The organism is Thalassospira sp. MCCC 1A02491, assembly GCF_001613785.1.
Classification (GTDB): Bacteria; Pseudomonadota; Alphaproteobacteria; order Rhodospirillales; family Thalassospiraceae; genus Thalassospira; species Thalassospira povalilytica.
On the sequence record NZ_LPVX01000032.1, the window covers coordinates 186,961 to 209,373 of the forward strand.

Consider the following 22,413-nt stretch of genomic DNA (forward strand, 5'->3'; position numbering starts at 1 on the left):
GCTAGGAAACCTTCATGACCATCTGGATTGTTCTTGCCGCCATTACGCTTCTTGTTGCGGGCTTTGTCCTTTGGCCGGTCCTGCGTCAGCGTGAAACGGGTGCCGATGCGGCGTCTGATGACGACGATCAAAACAGCAATAACGAACTGAACCATGATCTTGCGGTTTATCGCGACCAACTGGCCGAGATCGAGCGCGATATCGAACGCGGCGTCCTGAGTACCGAACAGGCCAATGCGGCACGTATCGAAGTACAACGCCGTATCCTGAATGCGGATCAGCGCATCAAGGCCCGGGAAAGTGGTGCGACATTCGGCATCGGCAAGCCGTCACTTCGGATATATTCCGCCCTTGCGATTGTGCTGTTTCTGATTGGCGGGTTCGGGCTTTATCTTGATCTTGGCAGCCCCGATATGCCCGACCGCCCGATTGCCAGCCGGGCTGATGAAATCAATGCCATCCAACAGGCAGAATCGATCAATAGCGACCGGCTTGCCGCACTCAACCGCGCGGTCAGTGATCTTTCGCAAAAGCTGATTGCCGATCCGGAAAACCTTAAAGGGTGGGAACTTCTTGGCGCCAGCCTGATGGCGCTTGGCCGCCCGGTCGAGGCACAGACTGCGTTTCTTGAGGCCGTCAAACTGTCTGATCGCGATGGCGATTATCTTGCCATGTATGCCGAAAGCCTGATCCGGGGCGACAATGGCCAGATCAATGCAACCGCACGCGGTGTCCTTAAAGAAGCCGCGACAACCCAAAGCGGCGACCCGCGCATCCAGTATTATCTGGGCCTTGCCGATGCACAGGATGGCAATATTGCCGCGGCCGTTGATCGCTGGATCGCGCTTGCCAACAGTGCCCCGGCTGATGCGGCCTGGTTACCGATGGTGGTTGCCCGGATCAAGGATGCCGCCCTTGCCCAGGGAATTGATATCGAAGGGAGACTCGATGTCGCAAAGGCCGCGCCATCCAATGGTCCAAGCCAGGACGATGTCGCCGCCGCCCAGCAAATGACACCCGAAGAACGTCAGGACATGATCAATTCGATGGTCGATGGATTGGCTGACCGTCTTGACGGCAATCCGGACGATCCGGATGGCTGGGCACGGCTGATGCAGGCCTATATGGTGCTGGGGAAACAGGACAAGGCACAGGCCGCCTATCAGAAGGCATCGGATGTGTTTGCCGATCAGCCCGATCTGGTCACCCGGTTTGATGCATTGGCAAAAGAGATCGGGATCACAGCAAACTAGATCCCGACCAAGCCGCTCCCGATGATCGGGGCTGGCAATTCGCGGAATGGCGCTGTAAAACTGTTTGCAGTTGATGAACCTGGCAACCATTCCCCGACACGTTGCCAGCCGGGCGATACCACCCGTTTTCACCCATCATGATCCGCCCGGAAATCCGGCGGATACGGCGGTGATAAAAATATCCCTTCTCCCCTTCCACCACCACTTATGAGATATTATATTTCATACGTAAGAATAATGATTTCTACTTTAACAAGGCCTTATTGATTTGATTTTCGTGTCAAAGTATGAGAACCAGTCTTAAGGGTAGCTAATTTAGCAAATTGCTATTCTAGGATATGGGGTGCGGTCGATGGTTGGGGAACCATCGTTCTCTTTTCTTTTTATAATTCAAGAGATTCGCAGAGCGGGAAACAGGGACGGGGTATAGGATAACTACCCACCCGATTGGATAATGGGTGCAATGTCGGCTCACGCAAATGGCATAACGAACAATCTGTTGCTGATTGAAGATAATCCGGGTGACGCACGTCTTGTGCGCGAAGCTCTTCGGGAATTCAAACGCCCGGTGGAGCTGCATCACGTCAAGGATGCCACGACAGCGTTGCAGTTCCTGCAGCAGGACGGCCCCTATCGGAATGCGCCGCGCCCGCGCCTGATTCTTCTTGATCTCAATATGCCGCGCAAGGATGGTCGCGAAATGCTGCGCGATATCCGCAATGATCCCAATTCGGCATCAATCCCCGTCATTGTCCTGACCACGTCGGGGGCGGACCACGATGTTGATCTTTGTTATGCTGCCGGGGCAAACTGTTATTTGCGCAAACCGGTCGATGTGACAGAATTCATCGATCTGATGAAAATGATCGAATCCTTCTGGCTGGGGCTGGCTTTAACCCCGACGCCGTAACCCACCTGCCAGCGAGACGCACATGTCCCGCCTGCCATCATCTTCTTCGCGTTTCGCCGCATGCGAAGCCATCGGTCGCTTTGTCCATTGTCAGCTTCGCAGACCGACTGCGGGCATATGGGCGCTGTTTGCGACCCTGGTGTTTGCAATCACCACCCTGTCACTGACGGTCAGCGTGACCCATTCAGTACGCGATGCTCTGCGCCAGTCGGCCGAACAAACGATAGGTGGCGATATCTCGTTGCGGCTGTTTCACCGACCGCCAACAGATGCGGAGTTGGGGTTCCTTGAAACTTTCGGCATTGTGGGGGTGAGTGCCGAACAACGCGTCATGATCCACCCCGAACCCGATCAACCCGGAATTTTATCGGAACTCAAGGCCGTTGACCGGACATATCCGCTGTTCGGGGATGTGAAGCTTTCGCGGCCCGGCCCGGTCAGCGCCATTCTGGCAAACGATGATGATGATCATGCCGGTGGCAACAAAAACCTGCCCGGAGCAATCGTTGATCAGGATTTTCTTGATCAAAGCGGACTTTCGATCGGCGATGTCATTCATCTCGGCGATCAGCAATACCGTATTCGCGCAGGGTTGCTGGCCGAACCGGAACGACAGTTCAGGCTGTTTTCACTGGGACCGCGCATTATCGTATCGCTTGATGACTATCGAAAGAACGCCCTGCTATCTTCAGACAAACAGGTTTACTGGTATAGCCGACTGAAACGCAGCCAAGCTGATCCCCGCCCCAACAGTCATGTGATCGCCGATATCGAAGCCCGTTTTCCCGAAAGTGGCTGGCGCATTGTGAATGCTGCTGATGGCATCCCGGGTATCGAGCGGATTGGCGAGTTCGCCACAGCCTTTGTCAGTTTGATCGGCATTGCGATCTTTGCCATTTCAATGAGCGCGATTGCCAACGCCATTCGAACCGATTTGAACGGGCGGCAGGACCAGTTTGCCCTGATGCGCGCTGTCGGGGTCAGACCGGGCCAACTTGGCATCACCATCGCCGGGTTGGTCGGGGGAATTTCGGTTGTGGCATTGATTGTATCGGCATTTATCACCCAACTTTTGGCCGGTATGATCGCCCCGATATTTGCAAGCAACCTTGGCATTACGCTTAGCCCGTCAGTCCATCAATGGACTGATATTACGGGCTTTGTTGCGTGTTTTGTGGCTTTGCTGTCAATCGGACCGATACACGCGGCATGTGCGGTCAAGCCGGCCCTGTTGTTTCGCCATCAGACCGACAAAACGCCGCATGGGTCAGGCACGCAACATTCCGGGGCGTGGCTATTGCGCGCAGCAATCCTGACATCGGCCATCGCCGTTATCTGGTTTGCAATGCGCCTGATCGGGCCTGGGTGGTTGTCCGGTATTTTGATCGCGGTGCTTGTACTGTGTCTGTCGGGATTTATCGGCGTCGGATTTTTGGTGCGCAAGGTTTCGGCACTGGCCGCAAATCGATGCGCGGGATCGCCATCCTTGAAACTCGCCCTGCGCAATATTGCCCGCCCGACCAGCCCGACAGTTACTGTTGCCGCGTCATTTGGTCTGGCAGTGACATGCCTGTTTGCGGTCATTGTGTTCGGGGCACTGGCGGGACATCACCTTAGATCCGTCTTGCCAACCGAAACACCCGATCTGGTGTTTTTTGACCTGCCCCCCGATCAGCAGGCCACTTTCCGAACTGCCGCCCTTGCCGTGCCGTCGGTGGAAGCGATCGAACAAATGCCATTCGTGCATGGTCGGGTAACCCATCTTAACGGCAAGCCGGTAATCCTTGATCAGGTGCCGCGACGCTTTCACTGGTTTATCCGTGGTGACCGGGGTCTGTCCTGGGCGCGTCACCCAAACGCAACATTGCAAAAGGCCGAACTTGTGGCTGGTGATTGGTGGCCGGACGATAGCATCAATGCAAACCTTGTGTCGCTTGATGCCGATATTGCCCACGCACTTGGTCTTGGGCTCGGTGACAGCATTTCGGTCAATATTCTGGGTCAGCGACATGACGTAAAGATCGCCAATCTGCGCAAAATCGACTGGTCGCGCCTTGGCCTTGATTTTCCGATGGTATTGTCTCCGATGCAGCCGCCATTTGCCCATGGCGTGATCACGACAATTGACCTCGTCCCGTCATCCGCATACCGAAATACCGCCGCCGCGATCCGCCGCCTTGGCGATCAGTTTCCCGCCGTTCCGGTGATCCGGGTATCGGATGTCATGGATCGCCTTGGCACCCTGTTTGAGCGGGTGCACGGCGTTCTGTTGCTGTTGACGGTATTGGCAACCGTCGGGGCCTTGCTGGTGATTGTGACCGGGTTGATTGCCCTGCGCCAGGATGGCGCGGCCAATCTTGCAATGCTGCGTGCCCTTGGTATTCGACCAGGGCAAATCATTCGGACAGGCGCACTTGAAACCGGCATTGTGGTTGCGGCAACCGGGGTTCTGGGCACCGTGGCCGGGACAAGTGTCGCGGTGCTGGCAGCATCGCGCATCGGATCATTCGATGTCGCAGAGACCGCGGTAATGATGGCACCCCTTGCAGCAGGGGCCGTGGCACTGATCGGGATTATCGGGTTTGGTGGCGGATGGATTTTGCAACAGGCATCCCTTCGGGCTCAGTCGGGCTGGCGTCGCGGATAGGACCAGAGACCACACCAGACAGGGCTCTCTGCCCATGCTGACCTGAGCTGGGCTGGGCTGGGCTAGTTTGGACCGAGCCAGACCGGGCCACACCTGCCCCACACCAAAGCAGATAGCGAGGCCCGTCCATGCCACGCATGACTGCATCACGAATGCACACACCAAGGTAGCGAAATTCGGGATGTAAACGGCTTAGGAACGCTGCGAAGCCATCCAAAAGCCATGCGCAGTGCATCCTGAATTATGGTGTCACCATCATATGATGGACATCTATCAGAACGAGACACCACAACAAAAAAGGCCGCCCACAAGGGCGGCCTTTTTCAGGAATATTTCAACTGACGATCAGTTGGTCAGGGCAGCAATCTGTGCACGGGCAATTTCGAGCGCGCGCTCGGCATTTGCCTTGTCGTGGGCAGTGCTGGCTGCCTTGAGGTCGGCAGTTGCCTGCTCAAGACGTGCCTGTGCTTCGTCAGCTTTCAGATCGGCAACCGGAACCGCTTCTTCTGCCAGAATGGTGCAACGCTCGGGATTAACCTCTGCGACACCACCGGCGACGAAGATACGTTCGGAAACCTTACCACCTGCATAGATGTCGATGACACCCGGACGAATGGTCGAGATCATCGGCGAATGCTTCGGCAGCACACCAAAATTCCCGTCCGTGCCCGGAACAACGACCATCTCGACCGGCTCCGATTTGAGCAGGGCAGACGGTGAAACAAGTTCCAGTACAGTCGTATCAGTCATGACAATCCTCGCTCCTTAGCCGGAGGGGGACCGAAACTGCCTTAGGCAGCTTCGGCCATCTTCTTGGCTTTTTCGATGGCTTCTTCGATGGTGCCGACCATGTAGAATGCCTGTTCCGGCATGTGGTCATATTCACCAGCGCAGATCGCTTTGAAAGCCTTGATGGTGTCTTCGAGCTGAACGAATACGCCCGGAGTACCGGTAAAGACTTCTGCAACGTGGAACGGCTGCGAAAGGAAACGCTGGATCTTACGGGCACGTGCCACGATCAGCTTGTCTTCTTCCGAAAGCTCGTCCATGCCGAGGATGGCGATGATGTCCTGAAGACCTTTGTAGGTCTGAAGAACACGCTGAACTTCACGAGCAGTCTCGTAGTGTTCCTTGCCAATCACGCCCGGATCGAGTGCACGCGAGGTGGAGTCGAGCGGGTCAACTGCCGGATAGATGCCAAGCTCGGCAATCTGACGGTTCAGCGTGGTGGTTGCATCAAGGTGAGCAAACGAGGTTGCCGGTGCCGGGTCAGTCAAGTCATCGGCCGGGACGTAAATTGCCTGAACCGAGGTAATGGAACCTTTTTTGGTCGAGGTAATACGTTCCTGCAGCGCACCCATGTCGGTTGCCAGCGTCGGCTGATAACCCACAGCAGACGGGATACGACCGAGAAGTGCCGACACTTCCGAACCAGCCTGGGTGAAGCGGAAGATGTTATCAACGAAGAACAGAACGTCCTGGCCTTCTTCGTCACGGAAGTATTCCGCAAGGGTCAGACCGGTCAGAGCAACACGTGCACGTGCTCCCGGGGGTTCGTTCATCTGGCCATAAACCAGTGCGGCTTTGGATTCGCCTTCCGGATTGATAACGCCCGATTCCATCATCTCGTGATAGAGGTCGTTACCTTCACGGGTACGTTCACCAACACCAGCGAAAACAGAGTAACCGCCGTGGCCTTTGGCAACGTTGTTGATCAGTTCCATGATCAGAACGGTTTTACCAACGCCTGCACCACCGAACAGACCGATTTTACCACCTTTGGTGTACGGTGCGATAAGGTCGATGACCTTAATGCCGGTAACCAGAATTTCGGTGTCGGTTGCCTGATCGATGAAGTCAGGTGCTTCACGGTGGATCGGTGCGGTTTTGGTCGCGGTAACCGGACCACGTTCGTCAACCGGCTCGCCGATCACGTTCAGAATACGACCAAGGGTTTCCGGACCAACCGGAACCGAGATCGCGTCACCGGTGTCGATGACTTCCTGACCGCGCTTCAGACCTTCGGTGGTGTCCATTGCGATCGTACGAACCGCATTTTCACCAAGGTGCTGTGCAACTTCGAGAACCAGACGCTGACCGTTGTTGTCAACATGCAGCGCGTTCAGAATGGGAGGCAGTTCGCCGTCGAATTTAACGTCGACGACGGCGCCCATTACCTGGGAAATTTTCCCCGCCTTCTTGTTCGCCATAGGTATTGTCTCCTGCTCGGACAAAGCTATCCGTTAACTTCCTGCGACCCGCTTACAAAGCCTCGGCGCCGGAAATGATTTCAATCAGTTCATTGGTGATCTGAGCCTGACGTGAGCGGTTGTACTGGATGCTCAGTCGGTCGATCATGTCGCCGGCATTGCGGGTTGCGTTATCCATCGCGGACATACGCGCGCCGTGCTCGGATGCGCTGCTTTCAAGCATTGCACCGAAAATCTGGACGCCAACGTTACGCGGCAGCAAATCAGCCAGAATGGCTTCTTCGGACGGTTCGTAATCATAAACCGCAGAAGAACCAGTAGCTTCTTCCTGCTCAGCAGCTTCTTCACCGACAAACGGGATGAGCTGCTGTGCTGTTGCCACCTGCGAAATCGCGGACACGAACTTGTTGTAGAAGATCGTGCAGACGTCGAATTCGCCTTCGTCATACAGCGCCAGAACTTTATCGCCAACTTCGGAAGCAGAAGAGAAATCAATGCCCTTCTTGCCTTCGATGCCGGTATACCGGGCGACAATACTGTCACCAAATTCACGCTTGAGCGCATCTGCGCCTTTGCGGCCAACACAGATCAGCTTGACCGTTTTGCCTTCGGCCTGCAGGGCCTTGGCTTTCAAACGGGCAGCTTTGACGATCGATGCGTTGAAACCACCGCAAAGGCCACGGTCTGCGGTGAAGACAACGAGCAGATGCACATTGTCTTTACCCGAACCGGCCAGAAGCTTCGGAGCGCCTTCATTGCTACCGACGGCGGCTGCAAGACGACCCAGCATCGTCCCCATGCGTTCAGCATAGGGACGGGCTGCTTCGGCTGCATCCTGTGCACGACGGAGCTTGGAGGCTGCCACCATCTTCATCGCCGAGGTAATCTTCCTCGTCGATTTGACGCTGGCAATGCGCGAGCGCAGATCCTTCAAACTAGCCATTGCGTTTCCTCCTTCGCCTAAGTTTCAGTCTTACGCGAAGGTTTTCGCGAACTTGTCGAGGAACGCTTTAAGCTTGGTTTCGCTGTCTTCCGACAGAACCTTCTCGGTGCGGATCGCATCGAGGATATCAGCACCAGCGGAACGAATTTCCGACAGGAACTGGTCTTCGAAAGCGCGAACTTTGTTCACTGCGATACCGTCGAGATAACCTTTAACACCAGCATAGATCACGACGACCTGCTCTTCGACCTTGAGCGGCGAGTACTGCGGCTGCTTGAGCAGCTCGGTCAGACGTGCGCCACGGGCCAGAAGTTTCTGGGTTGCCGGATCAAGATCCGATGCGAACTGTGCGAATGCTTCCATCTCACGATACTGAGCGAGTTCCAGCTTGATCGAGCCGGCAACCTGCTTCATCGCTTTGATCTGTGCAGACGAACCAACACGCGAAACCGACAGACCAACGTTCACAGCCGGGCGTACGCCTTTGTAGAACAGGTCGGTTTCAAGGAAGATCTGACCGTCGGTGATCGAGATCACGTTGGTCGGAATAAACGCCGAGACGTCGTTACCCTGGGTTTCAATGACCGGAAGTGCGGTCAGCGAGCCAGCGCCGTTTTCGTCATTCATCTTCGCAGCACGTTCCAGCAGACGGGAGTGCAGATAGAAGACGTCACCCGGGAATGCTTCACGTCCCGGCGGACGGCGAAGCAGAAGGGACATCTGACGATATGCAACTGCCTGCTTGGACAGATCATCATAGAAGATGGTTGCGTGCATGCCGTTGTCACGGAAGTACTCGCCCATTGCACAAGCAACGAACGGTGCCAGGAACTGCATCGGCGCCGGGTCGGACGCGGTAGCTGCAACGACAATGGTGTTTTCCATTGCGCCGCGCTCTTCGAGGACCTTGACAACCTGTGCAACGGTCGAACGTTTCTGACCAACTGCAACATAGATGGAGAACATCTTGTCGCTGTCGGATTTCGCTGCATCGTTCACCGGCTTCTGGTTCAGAATGGTGTCAACGATGATGGCGGTTTTACCGGTCTGACGGTCACCAATGATCAACTCACGCTGGCCACGGCCGATCGGGATCAGGGAGTCAATCGACTTGATACCGGTCTGTACCGGCTCGTGAACCGATTTACGCGGGATGATGCCCGGTGCTTTGACGTCGGCAAGGCGACGTTCTTTGGTTCCCAGATCGCCTTTACCGTCGATCGGGTTACCCAGCGCGTCAACGACGCGGCCGAGAAGTTCTTTACCAACCGGAACGTCAACGATGGCGCCAGTACGTTTAACCTGGTCACCTTCCTTGATCGAACGGTCAGAACCGAAGATCACGACACCAACGTTGTCTTCTTCGAGGTTAAGGGCCATGCCCTTAATGCCACCCGGGAAGTCAACGAGTTCACCAGCCTGAACATTGTCCAGACCGTAAACACGGGCAATACCATCACCGACGGACAGAACCTGACCGACTTCGGCAACTTCGGCTTCAGCGCCAAAATTGGCAATCTGATCCTTGAGAATAGCGGAGATTTCCGCGGCGCGGATTTCCATCACGCAACCCCTTTCATAGCGAGCTCGAGCTTCTGCAGTTTGGTACGAAGCGAGGCATCAAAAACCCGGGAACCGACCTTGACGACAAGACCGCCAAGAACCGCCGGATCAACTTTAAGGTCCACTTTGACAGTGGCGCCGACAACTTCTTTGAGAGCGCCGGTAACGGCTTCGATTTGCTCTTTTTTCAACTCGGATGCCGAGGTGACCTGTGCGGTTACTTCGCCATTGTGAGCTGAGAGCATGGAAAGGTAGGAATCGATAACACCCGGCAGGGCAAACAGACGACGCTTCTGAGACAGAAGTCCTACGGTCTTCTTGGTCAACTCGGAAACGCCAAGCTTGTCCAGAAGAGCCGCCATCGCCTTGGCCTGCACGTCCCGGGAAATCACGGGACTGCGGAGTACATTCCGGAGGTCATCGCTGTTTGCGATGGCCTGGTCGAGCAATTCAAGATCGCCTTTCACAACATCAAGCTGCTTGGCCGAATTGGCCAAGTCAAAAAGTGCAGTGGCATAGCGCCCTTGGAGCCCGGTCGCGGCAGTATTTTGGGACACCGGTGAAAGCCCTCAATTCTGGTTATGAGAACGACTCGGATACGTATAAAAAAATGGTCTCCCGAAAGGGTCTCCTTCCGGGAAGCGAGCGTTTGGTATCACATGTCCATGGCGTGGGCAACCCCCGCGCAAGCGCATTTGGACGCTCTTTTTCATTCTTTGGCAAAGAAGGCCCGAAACACCGCGAAAACACCCGTTTTTGCGGGGGATGTACGACTATTTTATAACGCGCCCTTATCAACCGAACGGCACTTTGGGTATTCGATCACGCTATTTTCGCGACGAATCCCCCGATTTGGACGAACATTCTTTTTGGCCGACCTGCTCAAAACAGATCAAAGCCCGGCAAAAGTGTAACCGAGTTCACACCTGATATACCCGGTGCACGGCCACGAACCGATAAACTTCGCCCCGATATCCTGTACTTAAATTGGGTGTGGACATTAGGTGTGGGCATCAGGTGCGGACATTAAGCCCGGGCATCCCGCACTTATATAAAGACAGGCGCGCCCGGGACATCATGTCAGGGCACCGGAATGTCCGGCATCAGATATGAGAACCGGTACCGTCGCCTTTTGACTGCCAGTTCCGCGACCGGTTGATGGTCATCTTGGCGTCGCATTGCGCGCCGAGCTCCAGACCGAACTGATCCATCAGCCGATATAGCAATATCATCACGTCGGCGGCCTCTTTGCCGATTTCGGACAGATCACGCTGATCAATGGCATCACCAAGTTCATGCATTTCGAGCATGGCGCGATCCCAAAGTGCTTTCGGATCGGTCACCGGACCAAAGGTTTCTTCCGCCCATGCACAGATTGATTGTTGGCTTTCGGTCCGTGCATTATTGTTTTCGCAATGCTTTTTCACTTTAAATCTCTGTCTATATCAAGTTGCACCGGTTCCCGCCGCCCACAACGGACGACAGAAATGAGAAAACCGATCGACACACGCCATGAAACAAATGCCATCTTCCGGATGGCAGCTGTTTGCCTGACCCTGTGTGTCTTGGTGTTTTCATACAGCACAGCCCAGGCACGGACACTGATTATCGAATGTCTGAGCGAACCGCCCCTTAAATGGTGGTCCAACGACAAGGCGCTTGGCATCGATGTCGATATCATGACCGAAGTTCTGCGCGAAATGGGGATCACGGATTACACATTCCGCTTTGTCGATACCGGTCGACGGTTGCTTCATAATGCCGAACAGGGGCAATCCGATATTGTGCTGACCCTGTCGCTGAATGATGAACGCGAACGCTTTCTGACCTATCCGGAAGAAGCCCACCTGCTGCTTGACTGGCGTTTTGCCATTCGCAAGGAAGACAGCAACCATATCCGGTTTTCCGATTTTTCCGATCTGTCCAATGTCCGGATCGGGGCTGCTGCCGGCTATTCCTATACACAGGCATTCTGGGAATCCGGACTGGATATCGAAACGGTTGCCCGCAACGATCTTTTGATTCCGATGCTGTTGCAGGAACGGTTTGACGCCGTACCGGTCAATTATCTGAGCACTGTTTTTGAAACCATCCAAAGCGGTGAACGCAGCAAGATTGCCTTTTTGTATCCACCGCTGCGCCGGGCGGCCTATTACAATCCGTTTTCCAAGGCATCGGATTACCCTGACAAACAGGTTTTCCTGGCCCGCTATGACGAAATCATCCGTGAAATGCGCGATGACGGGCGGCTTCTGGCAATTTTTGAACGCTACCTTGGCCCGGACGGGCTGGACTGGTGGCAGTCACAATATTCCCAATAAGACGCATCCAATCATTTTTACATGAAGCTATACGGGTCAATATCGACCTGCACGCGGACACTGCCCGGTGTTTTGACCTTTGATAGCCAGTCATGAATAAGCGCCTGCATCTTCACCCCTTTATCCGCACGGATCAGGAAACGACGGCGATAGCGCCCGCGCAACAGCGATAGCGGTGCTGGTGCCGGCCCCAAAATCATCAGGCCATCCCCACGCGGCGCTGCCCGGCCGATCCGCCAGGCGGCTTCGTCGACTTCGTTTTCCTTTTTGCCGCTGATGATAAGGGCGGCAAGTCGCCCATGCGGGGGCATACCATGGGTCATGCGCTGGGACAGCTCGACCTCGTTAAAGGCATCGCGATCACCAGCAGCAATCGCCTTGATCACCCGGTTGGCCGGATCGGCTGTTTGCAAAATGACCGTGCCCGGTCGATCGCCACGCCCGGCACGCCCGGCAACCTGGGTCAGCAATTGATAACTGCGCTCAGCCGCGCGCAAATCCCCGCCCGCCAGACCAAGATCGGCATCGACAACCCCGACCAGGGTCAGCATCGGAAAGTGATACCCTTTGGCAAGGATCTGGGTCCCGATCAAAAGATCGACTTCATGATTATGGACCCGCTTGACCAGTTCGGCGGCGGCCTTTGGCCCCATGATATTATCGGATGTCGCGACCTCGACCCGGATATCGGGAAAGGTTTCGACCGCTTCTTCAAACAGGCGTTCCACCCCCGGACCGCACGGTGCCAATTTGCCCTCGGCCCCGCATTCCGGACAGGTATCAGGGGCCTTGGCCTGATAGCCGCAATGATGGCATTGCAGTTTTCCCCAGGCACGGTGTTCAACCAGCCATGCCGTACAGTTCGGGCACTGGAACCGATGCCCGCAGGCCCGGCACAGCGTCAGCGGCGCATAACCGCGCCGGTTCAGGAACAGCATCGCCTGTTCCCCGCTGGCAAAGGTTTCGACCAGCCGCTTTTTCAGGGTCGGCGTGATCCAGCGATTGCGTTCGGGTTTGTCCGAACGGATATCGATGATTTCGACACTGGGCAAAACCGCCGCCCCGTGACGGCTGCCAAGCTCGACGCGCTGATAGCGGCCGGCTTCGACATTGGCCAATGTTTCAAGCGACGGCGTCGCCGATGCCAGCACCACCGGAATATTGCCAAGATGGGCCCGCGCCACAGCCATGTCGCGCGCGTGATAAATCACGCCGTCTTCCTGTTTGAAGGCATGTTCATGTTCCTCATCAACCACAATCAGACCAAGATCGTGATAGGGAAGGAACAAGGCCGACCTGGCCCCGACCACCAGTTTTGCCGATCCGTCTGCCACCGCCCGCCAGGTATCGCGACGCCGCGCCTGCCCGACTTCCGAATGCCAAAGGGCCGGGTTCACACCGAACCGGTCGCGAAAACGTTGCAACCACTGAGCCGAAAGGGCGATTTCGGGCAACAGGACGACCACCTGCTTGCCCTCGGCAAGGGCGGCACGGATCGGTTCAAAATAGACCTCGGTCTTGCCTGATCCGGTGATGCCATCAAGAAGGGTACAGGAAAACCCGCCACGTTCGACCTGTGCGCACAGGGCATCTGCCGCCGCTGTCTGTTCATCCGAAAGATCGGGCCGCGGGATTTCAAGATCCGGCAGATCAAACGGCGATGGCGGGGTCACCATCAAGCGTTGCACGGCACCTGCTTCGACCAACCCCTTGACCACACTGGCCCCGGCCCCGGTTTCGCGCAGGATATCGCCCTGCTCCATGGGGGGATGATCGGCAAGAAACGCCAGAACGCGTTTGCGCGGCGGTGTCATACGCAGCGACGCCGCATCAAAATCCGCATTGAGCGTGAATCTGAAAATCGGTTTGGGAGCTTCGAGGGCATCGGGCACACTCATTGCCATGCGCAAAACGGCACCTTGCGGGGCCATGGTATAGGCCGACACCCAGTCAACGAACCGGCGCGTTACATCGGCCATCGGTTCGGTCGGGAGAACCCCGTAAATTTCGCGCAGTTTGGACGACTCGACATCGCCCTTGGCCGGTCCCCAGACAACACCACGCTGGGTTTGGCGCCCCAGCGGAATTTCGACAAAGTCGCCGGGTGCCACAGAAATGCCTTCCGGCACCAGATAATCATACGGCCCTGCCAAAGGCAGCGGCGGCAACACAGAAATTGTCTGTGCGGTTACCTGAAAGGCCGGATCATCAGCAAACAGATTTCCAGATGTGGCCTTTGCGGCACTCATATATTATAAACCCCGTGAGATTGCCTGTAGCGCCGAACCTGATTTGCGGGTTCCGGGCCGTCAGGCAAAGACGTAAACGGTCCCACAGCCATGGGTTTGGTCCCGTCATCAGATGGCTCTGACCCTAGCAGCTAACCGCATCATTGAACAACAGGTCCTAAACAGGAAATCCAATGAAGTTTTTCATCGATACCGCTGACATCGACGCAATCCGCGAACTCGCCATGTCCGGCCTCGTGGACGGTGTCACCACCAACCCGTCGCTGGTAGCAAAAACAGGCCGACCGTTTCTCGAACTGATCAAGGAAATTTGTGACGTTGTCGACGGCCCGGTCAGCGCAGAAGTTGCAGCGACCGACTACGACACCATGGTTGCCGAAGGCCGCAAACTGGCGAAAATTGCCGACAATGTTGTCGTCAAACTGCCGCTGACGGCTGATGGCCTCAAAGCTTGCCGTACCTTCACCGACGAAGGCATCCAGACCAACGTTACCCTTTGCTTCTCGGTTGGTCAGGCGATCCTGGCTGCCAAAGCTGGCGCGACCTATGTGTCGCCGTTCGTTGGCCGTCTTGATGACATTTCGTCTGATGGCATGCAGCTGATTGCTGACATCTGTGAAGTTTACAACAACTACCCGAACTGGACGACCGAGGTTCTGGTTGCTTCGGCCCGTGGCCCGCAGCACGTTGTCGACTCGGCACGCCTTGGTGCGGATGTTGTCACCATCCCGCCGCAGGTTCTTGGCCAGCTGACCAAACACCCGCTGACCGACAAGGGGCTTGAGACCTTCCTGGCAGATTGGGAAAAAACCGGCCAGTCGATCCTTTAAGTCGTCCCGTATCCGGCACGACAGATAAAAACCGCGCGGTCTGCCGGTTTTTAACATGCATTTAACCCGGCTGCCCGCATTGTGGCAGCCGGGTTTTTTATTTCTAATTTTTCAAGCCGGAACCGATGGAAAAGACAGCTTTGCGCGCCGACGATGTCGTCAACTACCTTGCCGAGAATCCAGATTTCTTTACGACGCGTCCGGACTTGCTTGAAAGTCTTGAATTGCCGGTGCGCGAGCTGGGCAATGGCGTTGCCGACATGCAGCAATATGTCGTGGCGCGCCTGCGCGATGAACGCGAAAAGCTGCGCGGTGCGACCAGCGAACTGATCAATATTTCCAAATCCAATCTTGAAACCCAAAGCCGCATTCACCGGGCAGTTCTGGCATTGCTGAATGCGCGCGGTTTTGAAACCTTTGTCGAAGCCCTTCAGGACCTTGTGCCCGAACTGCTTGATCTTGATGCGATTGCGCTGTGCTTTGAAGAATGCGACGAGGCCCCGGTGCCAAGCTGTGGCGGTCGTGTCCGGCGCCTCGTTGTTGGTGCGGTGGATCAGGTTCTGGGCGAAGAACAGGATGTCTGGCTGTTGCCGGATGATGCCGGGGATGAGGCGATCTTTGGTCCGCGGGCCGAGGAAATCCGGTCAGCAGCAATCGTCCGCCTTGCGCCGTTTTATGGCGATCCGGTCGGTATCGTTGCCTTTGGCGTCAAGGAACCGGGATATTTCAGCCCGGCCCAGGCCAATGATCTGATCATGTTCCTGGCATCCGTGATCGAATTCGGGGTACGCAGATGGCTGACCCAAACGGTCTGATCGCCCTTAAACTGCCCGACGACCTGCGCGAAGCCATTGCCGACTGGCGGGGGTGGCTTTGCGATGAAAAACGCGCATCCGATCACACCACGGAAAACTATCAGGCCGATCTTTATGCCTTTTTGGGGTTTGTCACCGACCATCTTGGTGCGGTCCCTGATCTGAAAGATTTGCTGCGTCTGAACCCGCGCGATTTTCGAAGCTGGCTGGCCCGGCGCAGCATGGATGGCATGGCCAAAACATCAACGGCGCGTGCGCTGTCATCGCTGCGCAATTTTTACCGTTTCCTGGAACGGTCAGGGCGCGGGCAAAATGCCGCCGTGCAGTCGATCCGCAACCCGCGCCTTCCGCAATCCACACCCAAACCGCTGACGCCTGATGATGCGATGGCACTGCTTGAAAATGCCGATGCCTGGCAGGATGAGCCATGGCTTGGCAAACGCAATCTGGCATTATTCACCCTGCTTTATGGCTGCGGGTTACGTATTTCCGAAGCACTGGACCTGAATGCCAATCAACGCCCGACCGGGGATTCGATGGTGATCACCGGCAAAGGCAACAAACAGCGCCTTGTCCCGGTCTTGCAGATTGTGCGTGATGCCATCGATGATTATATCCGCGCCTGCCCGTTTGCCCCGGACGGTGATGAGCCGCTTTTTGTCGGCGCGCGCGGCAAACGGCTGGTCGCACAGGTCGCCCAACGTGAAATGCGCAAGGTCCGCGAACTTTTGAACCTGCCCGATACGGCGACCCCGCATGCGTTGCGTCATTCCTTTGCCACCCATCTTTTGGCCGGCGGCGGGGATTTGCGCACCATTCAGGATTTGCTCGGCCATGCGTCGCTTTCGACCACCCAGCGCTATACCGCGGTCGATACCGAACAGTTGATGGCGGTCTATAACGGCACCCATCCCCGGGCGCGACGACGATAAACCATCATTCCGGAAATTTGGCGGAAACGATCCGGGTTTCCATGCGTTGGCACTGTATCATTCACCCAACGGGAGACCGCCATGAAACTGTTTCGCTCACGCCGTTTTGACGCCAGCCCGAAACACCGCCAGGTCTATAGCGCCTATGAGATTGCCTATTCGACAGTCGATCTGCTTGCTGCGGTGTTGTTCATCATCGGCAGTGTGCTGTTTCTTGATAAGGCCACGGTCCATGTCGGGACGTGGCTGTTTATCATCGGCTCGGTCCTTTTCGCGGCACGCCCGGCTGTAAGGCTGGCGCGCGAACTGCATCTTTCGGGACTTGGCGATGGCAAGACCGACCATCAGCATGCCGATCAGTCCGCACAAAGCTGAGCTCTGCTTTGGCCTTAGCGCGCATTTTGCAAAATTTCGTTTCCACCGGCTTGCAGTTCCCCCTTACACTGCCCGCAAACAATTGATTCGACCGGAGGAAAATCATGATTCTGCGCTCCAGTGGCCCATCGCCGTTTGGCCGGAAAGTCAAAATGGTTGCCAAGATTCTTGGCATCTATGACCGTTTGACCGTCGAGATGTCCAACACCAATGATCCGCAAGACACATTGCGCCAGCAAAACCCGCTGGGCAAAATCCCGATCCTGATCCTTGAGGATGGCCGCAAGATTTTTGATAGCCGCGTGATTTGCGAATATCTTGATGCGCAGGTCGATGGCATCACCCTGCATCCGACCGAAAGCGACGCCCGGTGGGAAGCATTAACGCTTCAGGCGCTTGGCGATGGCATTGTCGATGCCTCGATCCTTCAGGTTTATGAAAACCGCATGCGCCCCGAAGACAAGCGCCATGATGACTGGCTGTCCTATCAGGCAGACAAGGTCAAACGATCGCTTGATCAACTTTCCCAGACCCCGCCATCGCTTGAAGGCGATCTTACGATCGGGCATGTCGCGATTGCCTGTGCACTCGGTTATCTTGATTTGCGCTTTGAGGGCAAATGGCGCGCGAGCTATCCTGCGCTTGTGGCCTGGCTTGATGCCTTCCGGGCGCGTGTCCCGGCCTTTGACGCGACCAAGTTCGAAGGTTGATCTTTTTATCGATCCCGCCCATGGCATGATGGGCGGGGTCGCAAATGCCCAAACAATAACGACCCGATTTCCCAAAACCCGGAGCCTCACCCGTTATGTCCCGTCTGAACAGCGTTATCCGCCGCCTGCAAGCCCAACGCGACTGCCTGAATGCCGCCGCAGAAATGATCAAGGATCAGGACGGCATCGTACTGGAAGTCGGTCTGGGCAATGGCCGGACATTCGACCATTTGCGCGAAATCATGCCGGATCGGGAAATCTTTGTATTTGATCGTCAGATCGCCGCCCATCCGAAATGCATCCCCGATGACGATCATCTGTTCCTTGGCGATATTTTCGAAACCCTGCCCAAGGCAGTCGAACAGTTCAAAGGCAAGGTGGCCCTTGTCCATTCCGATGTCGGCACCGGGGACGAGGCCCTTAATGCCAAGATTGCGGCCTTTATCGGCCAGACCCTGCCACCGGCCTTGATGATCGGGGCGATTGTCGCCTCCGATCAGAAGATCGACGTACCCGGCACGATTGCCGAACCCCTGCCTGAAGGTGTGCCGCAGGACCGTTATTTCTTCCGGCGTTTCAAAGGGCAATAATCCGCCCGCCCGACAACCTGGCCATAATCGGCCACCGCCCGTAATCCACCATCAGGATGCCAGACCGTGACCACCAGTAATGCCTCCTCCCCCAGCGGATCGCAGCTTTCCGAAGCACAGGATTTCCTGGCCAAATATCCCGATGTCGAAGCCATCGACATTATCCTGACCGATTTCCACGGCATCGGGCGCGGCAAGATGATCCGTCGGCACGAGCTGGAAGGCATTTATAAGTCCGGGCGTGGCTTGCCCAGTTCCCTTTTCGGGCAGGACGTCACGGGCGAGGATGTTGATGATTGCGGTCTGGTCCAGACCGGGGGCGGCGGCGATTGCCGGTGCTGGCCGGTGCCGGGCACGCTTGGCTATCTGCCCCATACCGGTCGCGGGCAGCTGTTGATTGCCATGTATGAAGAAGATGGAACACCCCATGATGTTGACCCTCGCAATGTGTTTGCCGCACAGGTCAAACGGGCCGGGAAACTCGGCTTTCGCCCGATGGGGGCATTCGAACTTGAATTTTATCTGGTGGATCGCACGCCCGATGCATCGGGCCTTTATCACCCGGCATCCTATGCCATGACCAAACGCGGATCGTCGCTTCGCAATACAATGTCGGTTGACGAGATTGACGAAATGTCACCGCTGTTTGATGCGGTCTATGAAGGCGCAAAGCATCTTGACCTTACCCTGGAAACCCTGATTTCCGAATATGGTCCGGGGCAATATGAAATGACCATCCGCTATCGCGATCTGATGCGTGCAGCCGATGACGTCATCATTGCCAAACGCCTTATCCGCACCTGTGCGCGGCGTTTCGGCATGGAGGCGGTATTCATGCCAAAACCGTTTGGCAACGAAGCCGGGTCAGGCATGCATTTGCACCTGTCGCTGGCCGATCCGGACGGCAACAACCTGTTTGCCGATCAGGCAGACGGATCGCTCAGCCCGCTGATGCTCAATGCCATTGGTGGCATTCGCGGAACGATCGGCGAAACCATGCTGCTCCTCGCCCCGTTCATGAATTCATGGCGTCGATTTGCCTCTGCCATGTATTCGCCGGCATCCGATGACTGGGGCGTTGAAAACCGCACGGTGGCGCTCCGCGTACCGGGTACACCGGGCAAAACGCGCCATTTCGAACACCGCATTGCCGGTGTGGACGCCAACCCGTATCTGGTGGCGGCCGTTACCCTTGGTGCCGCCCTTGACGGGATCGAAAACAAGATTGATCCGGGAAAACCATGCGAAGACGAAATCGGTCAGGCCAAAGCACCCAACGACCTGCCGCGTCACTGGCTTGATGCGATTGACCAGTTTGGGGCATCCGAGTTCAACAAACGCACGCTTGGCGAACGCTTCCACACTGCCTTTACCAAAATCAAACAGGCCGAGTACGAACAGATGGCGCTGAAGGTTTCAGCGGCAGAGTGGGAATATTACGGGTTTTCCGTTTAAGGAAGATCGGTGATTGACCCGATTGCGCACCAAACCAGCCCGCCATCAAGGTGGCGGGTGGAATTTTATGTCCTGCGTCTGATGCATGACCGGGTGAATAACTGCCCCATTTCCTTGCCATCCTTGCTTAATGGCGATATTCAGTTCTCAAACTGTCATTAACTTGCAATGCCGGCCCCCGCGACTTATCTCCGGCTTGCAAACAGGCGAGATGAGACAACGCCATGAATGAAATGATCACCATTGCCGAAGCATCTGCTGACGCAATGTCGGAAATGCAGATTGATCCGACCCTTGATCTGGAAGCTGAGATTCAGCGCCTGAAAAAGGAAAAGAACGCGATCATTCTGGCCCATTACTATCAGGATGGGGAAATTCAGGACCTTGCCGACTTTGTCGGCGATAGTCTGGACCTGTCGCGCAAGGCTGCCGAAACCGATGCCGATGTTATCGTTTTCTGCGGTGTGCGTTTCATGGCCGAGGTTGCCAAAATCCTCAGCCCGAACAAAACCGTTCTGTTGCCGGATTCGAAAGCGGGTTGCTCGCTCGAAGATTCGTGTCAGCCCGAACCGTTCCGCAAATTCCGCGAACAACATCCTGATCACGTATCCATCACCTATATCAACTGCTCCGCAGAGGTGAAGGCCGCGTCCGATATTATCGTGACCTCGTCCAATGCGGCCGAGATCATTGATCAGATCCCGCTTGATAAACCGATCCTGTGGGCACCTGACCGCCATCTTGGTTCTTACCTTGCCAAGAAAACCGGTCGTGACATGACGCTTTGGAACGGGTCGTGCATCGTGCATGAACAGTTTTCCGAACGCGAACTGATCCGCCTTAAGACCCAGAACCCGGATGCCAAGATCGCTGCCCACCCGGAATGCCATGACGGTATTCTCAAACATGCCGATCACATCGGGTCGACCCGGGCCATTCTGGAATATGTGATCAACGGTCCGGACCAGAAATATCTGATCGCGACCGAGCCCCACATCATCCACCAGATGGAAAAGGCCGCCCCGCACAAGGAATTCATTCCTGTACCGGGTGCCGACGGATCATGTGCGTGCAACAATTGCCCGTTCATGGAGCTCAATACGCTCGAAAAGCTTTATCTGTGTCTTGTCAATAACGGCCCGCAGATCGTCATGCCCGAAGACCTGCGTATAGCAGCGGTCAAACCGCTTGAACGCATGCTTGAAATGTCAAAGCACATTCCGGTCAAAAAAGACGACGCGGCCTAAGCCAGATCACCTTACAGCCCCGCAAATCTTGCGGGGCTGTTTGCCTTTCCCATCGCATTTAATACGGCACCCACCATGACCGTCCTGACCCAGGCTGAAATTTCGGAATTCATCGACCGCGCCTTTGCCGAAGACATCGGAACCGGCGACATCACATCTGACAACGTTGTGCCCGCTGATGCGCGCCTGCGTGTTGCCCTTGAAACCCGCGAGGATATCGTGGTTGCCGGGCTTGATATCGCGCTGGACTGTTTCCGCAAACTGGTCCCCGATGCAAAAATCGAAAAGCATTGCGAAGATGGCGATGCGATCAAGGCAAAGGACGTTCTGGCCGTGGTTGAGGGCAATGCGCGCGGTATTCTGACCGCGGAACGTACTGCCCTGAATACGCTTCAGCATCTTTCGGGCATCGCCACCACCACGCGCACCTATGTGGCTGCCATGGGCGAAACAACGGCGAAGCTTTTAGATACCCGCAAAACATTGCCCGGTTGGCGCAAGCTGGAAAAATATGCCACCCGCATGGGGGGTGCCCAGAACCACCGTATGGGTCTTTATGACGGGGTGATGATCAAGGACAACCATATCGGTGTTGTCGGATCGATCACCAAATGCGTCGAAGCCGCCCGTGCGGCCAACCTGCCCAAGATCGAGGTTGAATGCGATACCCTTGATCAGGTGGCCGAGGCCGCCAATGCCGGTGCCGATATCATCCTGCTTGATAATATGGGACCTGATATGCTGCGCGAAGCCGTCGCGATTGTTGGTGGCCGCTGCAAGACCGAAGCATCGGGTGGCGTAAACCTTAAAACCATCGGGGCGATTGCCGCCACCGGTGTTGATTACGTATCGGTCGGACGCATTACACAGTCGGCCCCAGCGGTTGATATCGGGCTGGATGTCGCCATCCTGTAATCGCACCATGCCCCATCCGGACACACAAAAATCACCGCAAAGGATTATCCGGACCGCAAACTGGATTTTGCGAGAAGGGGAAAAAGTACTTTCGGTGCGCAGTCATGGCCGCGACCGTTTTTATCTTCCAGGCGGGAAAATCGATCCGGGCGAAACCGCCCGCGATGCCATCATTCGCGAAGTCACCGAGGAACTTGGCGTCACCCTGATTGATGACAGCATACGGGAAATCGGCACCTTTGCCGGGCATGGCCACAATCAGCCCGACGGGGCGATTGTGCGCATGACCTGTTTTACGGCCGACTATCGCGGCATGCTTGCCCCGGCCCGCGAGATCGCCGAGCTGCGCTGGCTGACCCAACGCGACCGCGACCTGATGGCCCCGATGGGCCAAAAGATCACGGCAGCACTTTTTGACATCTGACAGGTTTGTACTTCCGGTCCGGGC

Annotated in this window: 21 protein-coding genes; 14 read left to right on the forward strand and 7 right to left on the reverse strand. The window is 56.0% G+C overall.

Annotation, left to right across the window (positions count from 1 at the left end):
• The first annotated feature begins 14 nt into the window (after positions 1 to 14).
• The 3 genes from ccmI to AUQ42_RS15000 all read left to right on the forward strand — a co-directional run bounded on the left by ccmI (position 15) and on the right by AUQ42_RS15000 (position 4,810).
• On the forward strand, positions 15 to 1,253 hold the full coding sequence (gene ccmI / locus AUQ42_RS14990; protein WP_068519898.1) for a c-type cytochrome biogenesis protein CcmI: 1,239 nt from the start codon (positions 15 to 17) through the stop codon (positions 1,251 to 1,253).
• A 463-nt stretch (positions 1,254 to 1,716) separates the two neighbouring features.
• Complete coding sequence (locus tag AUQ42_RS14995) at positions 1,717 to 2,163, forward strand: response regulator (RefSeq protein ID WP_068520018.1); 447 nt, start codon at positions 1,717 to 1,719, stop codon at positions 2,161 to 2,163.
• A 22-nt stretch (positions 2,164 to 2,185) separates the two neighbouring features.
• Positions 2,186 to 4,810: an ABC transporter permease gene (locus AUQ42_RS15000; protein WP_068519899.1), complete on the forward strand. Its 2,625-nt coding sequence runs from the start codon at positions 2,186 to 2,188 to the stop codon at positions 4,808 to 4,810.
• A gap of 345 nt (positions 4,811 to 5,155) precedes the next feature.
• On the opposite strand, the gene atpC is transcribed toward AUQ42_RS15000, so the two are convergent.
• The 6 genes from atpC to AUQ42_RS15030 all read right to left on the reverse strand — a co-directional run bounded on the left by atpC (position 5,156) and on the right by AUQ42_RS15030 (position 10,953).
• Positions 5,156 to 5,560 (reverse strand): ATP synthase F1 subunit epsilon, encoded by a 405-nt coding sequence (gene atpC, locus AUQ42_RS15005; protein ID WP_068519900.1) that lies wholly within the window; start codon positions 5,558 to 5,560, stop codon positions 5,156 to 5,158.
• A 41-nt stretch (positions 5,561 to 5,601) separates the two neighbouring features.
• Positions 5,602 to 7,020: a F0F1 ATP synthase subunit beta gene (gene atpD, locus AUQ42_RS15010; RefSeq protein WP_068519901.1), complete on the reverse strand. Its 1,419-nt coding sequence runs from the start codon at positions 7,018 to 7,020 to the stop codon at positions 5,602 to 5,604.
• A 52-nt stretch (positions 7,021 to 7,072) separates the two neighbouring features.
• Positions 7,073 to 7,963, reverse strand: a complete 891-nt coding sequence (locus tag AUQ42_RS15015; protein WP_068519902.1) for a F0F1 ATP synthase subunit gamma — start codon at positions 7,961 to 7,963, stop codon at positions 7,073 to 7,075.
• A gap of 30 nt (positions 7,964 to 7,993) precedes the next feature.
• Positions 7,994 to 9,526, reverse strand: coding sequence for a F0F1 ATP synthase subunit alpha (gene atpA, locus AUQ42_RS15020; RefSeq protein WP_068519903.1), 1,533 nt, complete (start codon positions 9,524 to 9,526; stop codon positions 7,994 to 7,996).
• The gene (locus tag AUQ42_RS15025) at positions 9,526 to 10,083 is read right to left on the reverse strand and encodes a F0F1 ATP synthase subunit delta (RefSeq protein WP_068519904.1); all 558 of its coding nucleotides are present in this window, start codon (positions 10,081 to 10,083) and stop codon (positions 9,526 to 9,528) included. The genes atpA and AUQ42_RS15025 overlap by 1 nt, the downstream gene beginning before the upstream one ends.
• 546 nt (positions 10,084 to 10,629) lie before the next feature.
• On the reverse strand, positions 10,630 to 10,953 hold the full coding sequence (locus tag AUQ42_RS15030) for a nucleotide pyrophosphohydrolase (protein ID WP_068519905.1): 324 nt from the start codon (positions 10,951 to 10,953) through the stop codon (positions 10,630 to 10,632).
• A gap of 60 nt (positions 10,954 to 11,013) precedes the next feature.
• On the opposite strand from AUQ42_RS15030, the gene AUQ42_RS15035 reads away from it, so the two are divergent.
• Entirely contained in the window at positions 11,014 to 11,847 is an 834-nt protein-coding gene (locus tag AUQ42_RS15035) for an ABC transporter substrate-binding protein (protein ID WP_068519906.1), read from the forward strand.
• Positions 11,848 to 11,864: 17 nt separating this feature from the next.
• On the opposite strand, the gene AUQ42_RS15040 is transcribed toward AUQ42_RS15035, so the two are convergent.
• Complete coding sequence (locus AUQ42_RS15040) at positions 11,865 to 14,096, reverse strand: primosomal protein N' (protein WP_082817889.1); 2,232 nt, start codon at positions 14,094 to 14,096, stop codon at positions 11,865 to 11,867.
• A 173-nt stretch (positions 14,097 to 14,269) separates the two neighbouring features.
• Between AUQ42_RS15040 and fsa the strand changes: the two genes are divergently transcribed.
• The 10 genes from fsa (at position 14,270) to AUQ42_RS15090 (ending at position 22,389) form a co-directional block, all read left to right on the forward strand.
• A complete protein-coding gene (gene fsa / locus AUQ42_RS15045; RefSeq protein WP_068519907.1) occupies positions 14,270 to 14,926 on the forward strand; it encodes a fructose-6-phosphate aldolase in 657 nt (218 codons plus the stop codon).
• Positions 14,927 to 15,051: 125 nt separating this feature from the next.
• A complete protein-coding gene (locus AUQ42_RS15050; RefSeq protein ID WP_068519908.1) occupies positions 15,052 to 15,741 on the forward strand; it encodes a DUF484 family protein in 690 nt (229 codons plus the stop codon).
• On the forward strand, positions 15,720 to 16,673 hold the full coding sequence (locus AUQ42_RS15055) for a tyrosine recombinase XerC (RefSeq protein ID WP_068519909.1): 954 nt from the start codon (positions 15,720 to 15,722) through the stop codon (positions 16,671 to 16,673). Before AUQ42_RS15050 ends, AUQ42_RS15055 begins: the two co-directional genes overlap by 22 nt.
• Positions 16,674 to 16,754: 81 nt before the next feature.
• A complete protein-coding gene (locus AUQ42_RS15060) occupies positions 16,755 to 17,048 on the forward strand; it encodes a YrhK family protein (RefSeq protein ID WP_068519910.1) in 294 nt (97 codons plus the stop codon).
• Between the two features lie 104 nt (positions 17,049 to 17,152).
• Complete coding sequence (locus tag AUQ42_RS15065; RefSeq protein WP_068519911.1) at positions 17,153 to 17,758, forward strand: glutathione S-transferase family protein; 606 nt, start codon at positions 17,153 to 17,155, stop codon at positions 17,756 to 17,758.
• A gap of 95 nt (positions 17,759 to 17,853) precedes the next feature.
• Complete coding sequence (locus AUQ42_RS15070) at positions 17,854 to 18,348, forward strand: class I SAM-dependent methyltransferase (RefSeq protein ID WP_068519912.1); 495 nt, start codon at positions 17,854 to 17,856, stop codon at positions 18,346 to 18,348.
• Between the two features lie 66 nt (positions 18,349 to 18,414).
• Positions 18,415 to 19,803 carry a glutamine synthetase family protein gene (locus tag AUQ42_RS15075; protein WP_068519913.1) on the forward strand — a complete coding sequence of 463 codons (1,389 nt, stop codon included), beginning with the start codon at positions 18,415 to 18,417 and terminating at the stop codon, positions 19,801 to 19,803.
• 224 nt (positions 19,804 to 20,027) lie between these two features.
• On the forward strand, positions 20,028 to 21,050 hold the full coding sequence (nadA, locus tag AUQ42_RS15080) for a quinolinate synthase NadA (RefSeq protein WP_068519914.1): 1,023 nt from the start codon (positions 20,028 to 20,030) through the stop codon (positions 21,048 to 21,050).
• A 75-nt stretch (positions 21,051 to 21,125) separates the two neighbouring features.
• A complete protein-coding gene (nadC, locus tag AUQ42_RS15085; protein ID WP_068519915.1) occupies positions 21,126 to 21,965 on the forward strand; it encodes a carboxylating nicotinate-nucleotide diphosphorylase in 840 nt (279 codons plus the stop codon).
• Positions 21,966 to 21,972: 7 nt separating this feature from the next.
• Positions 21,973 to 22,389 (forward strand): NUDIX domain-containing protein, encoded by a 417-nt coding sequence (locus tag AUQ42_RS15090; RefSeq protein WP_082817890.1) that lies wholly within the window; start codon positions 21,973 to 21,975, stop codon positions 22,387 to 22,389.
• Positions 22,390 to 22,413: the final 24 nt, after the last annotated feature.

Coding starts and splice junctions, on each gene's coding strand:
- atpD (WP_068519901.1), bottom strand. CDS start 7,020: ATGGCGAACAAGAAGGCGGGGAAAATTTCCCAGGTAATGGGCGCCGTC.
- AUQ42_RS15055 (WP_068519909.1), top strand. CDS start 15,720: ATGGCTGACCCAAACGGTCTGATCGCCCTTAAACTGCCCGACGACCTG.
- AUQ42_RS15090 (WP_082817890.1), top strand. CDS start 21,973: ATGCCCCATCCGGACACACAAAAATCACCGCAAAGGATTATCCGGACC.
- AUQ42_RS15060 (WP_068519910.1), top strand. CDS start 16,755: ATGAAACTGTTTCGCTCACGCCGTTTTGACGCCAGCCCGAAACACCGC.
- AUQ42_RS15070 (WP_068519912.1), top strand. CDS start 17,854: ATGTCCCGTCTGAACAGCGTTATCCGCCGCCTGCAAGCCCAACGCGAC.
- AUQ42_RS14995 (WP_068520018.1), top strand. CDS start 1,717: ATGTCGGCTCACGCAAATGGCATAACGAACAATCTGTTGCTGATTGAA.
- atpA (WP_068519903.1), bottom strand. CDS start 9,526: ATGGAAATCCGCGCCGCGGAAATCTCCGCTATTCTCAAGGATCAGATT.
- AUQ42_RS15050 (WP_068519908.1), top strand. CDS start 15,052: ATGGAAAAGACAGCTTTGCGCGCCGACGATGTCGTCAACTACCTTGCC.
- nadC (WP_068519915.1), top strand. CDS start 21,126: ATGACCGTCCTGACCCAGGCTGAAATTTCGGAATTCATCGACCGCGCC.
- fsa (WP_068519907.1), top strand. CDS start 14,270: ATGAAGTTTTTCATCGATACCGCTGACATCGACGCAATCCGCGAACTC.
- AUQ42_RS15065 (WP_068519911.1), top strand. CDS start 17,153: ATGATTCTGCGCTCCAGTGGCCCATCGCCGTTTGGCCGGAAAGTCAAA.
- nadA (WP_068519914.1), top strand. CDS start 20,028: ATGAATGAAATGATCACCATTGCCGAAGCATCTGCTGACGCAATGTCG.
- ccmI (WP_068519898.1), top strand. CDS start 15: ATGACCATCTGGATTGTTCTTGCCGCCATTACGCTTCTTGTTGCGGGC.
- AUQ42_RS15040 (WP_082817889.1), bottom strand. CDS start 14,096: ATGAGTGCCGCAAAGGCCACATCTGGAAATCTGTTTGCTGATGATCCG.
- AUQ42_RS15000 (WP_068519899.1), top strand. CDS start 2,186: ATGTCCCGCCTGCCATCATCTTCTTCGCGTTTCGCCGCATGCGAAGCC.
- AUQ42_RS15015 (WP_068519902.1), bottom strand. CDS start 7,963: ATGGCTAGTTTGAAGGATCTGCGCTCGCGCATTGCCAGCGTCAAATCG.
- AUQ42_RS15035 (WP_068519906.1), top strand. CDS start 11,014: ATGAGAAAACCGATCGACACACGCCATGAAACAAATGCCATCTTCCGG.
- atpC (WP_068519900.1), bottom strand. CDS start 5,560: ATGACTGATACGACTGTACTGGAACTTGTTTCACCGTCTGCCCTGCTC.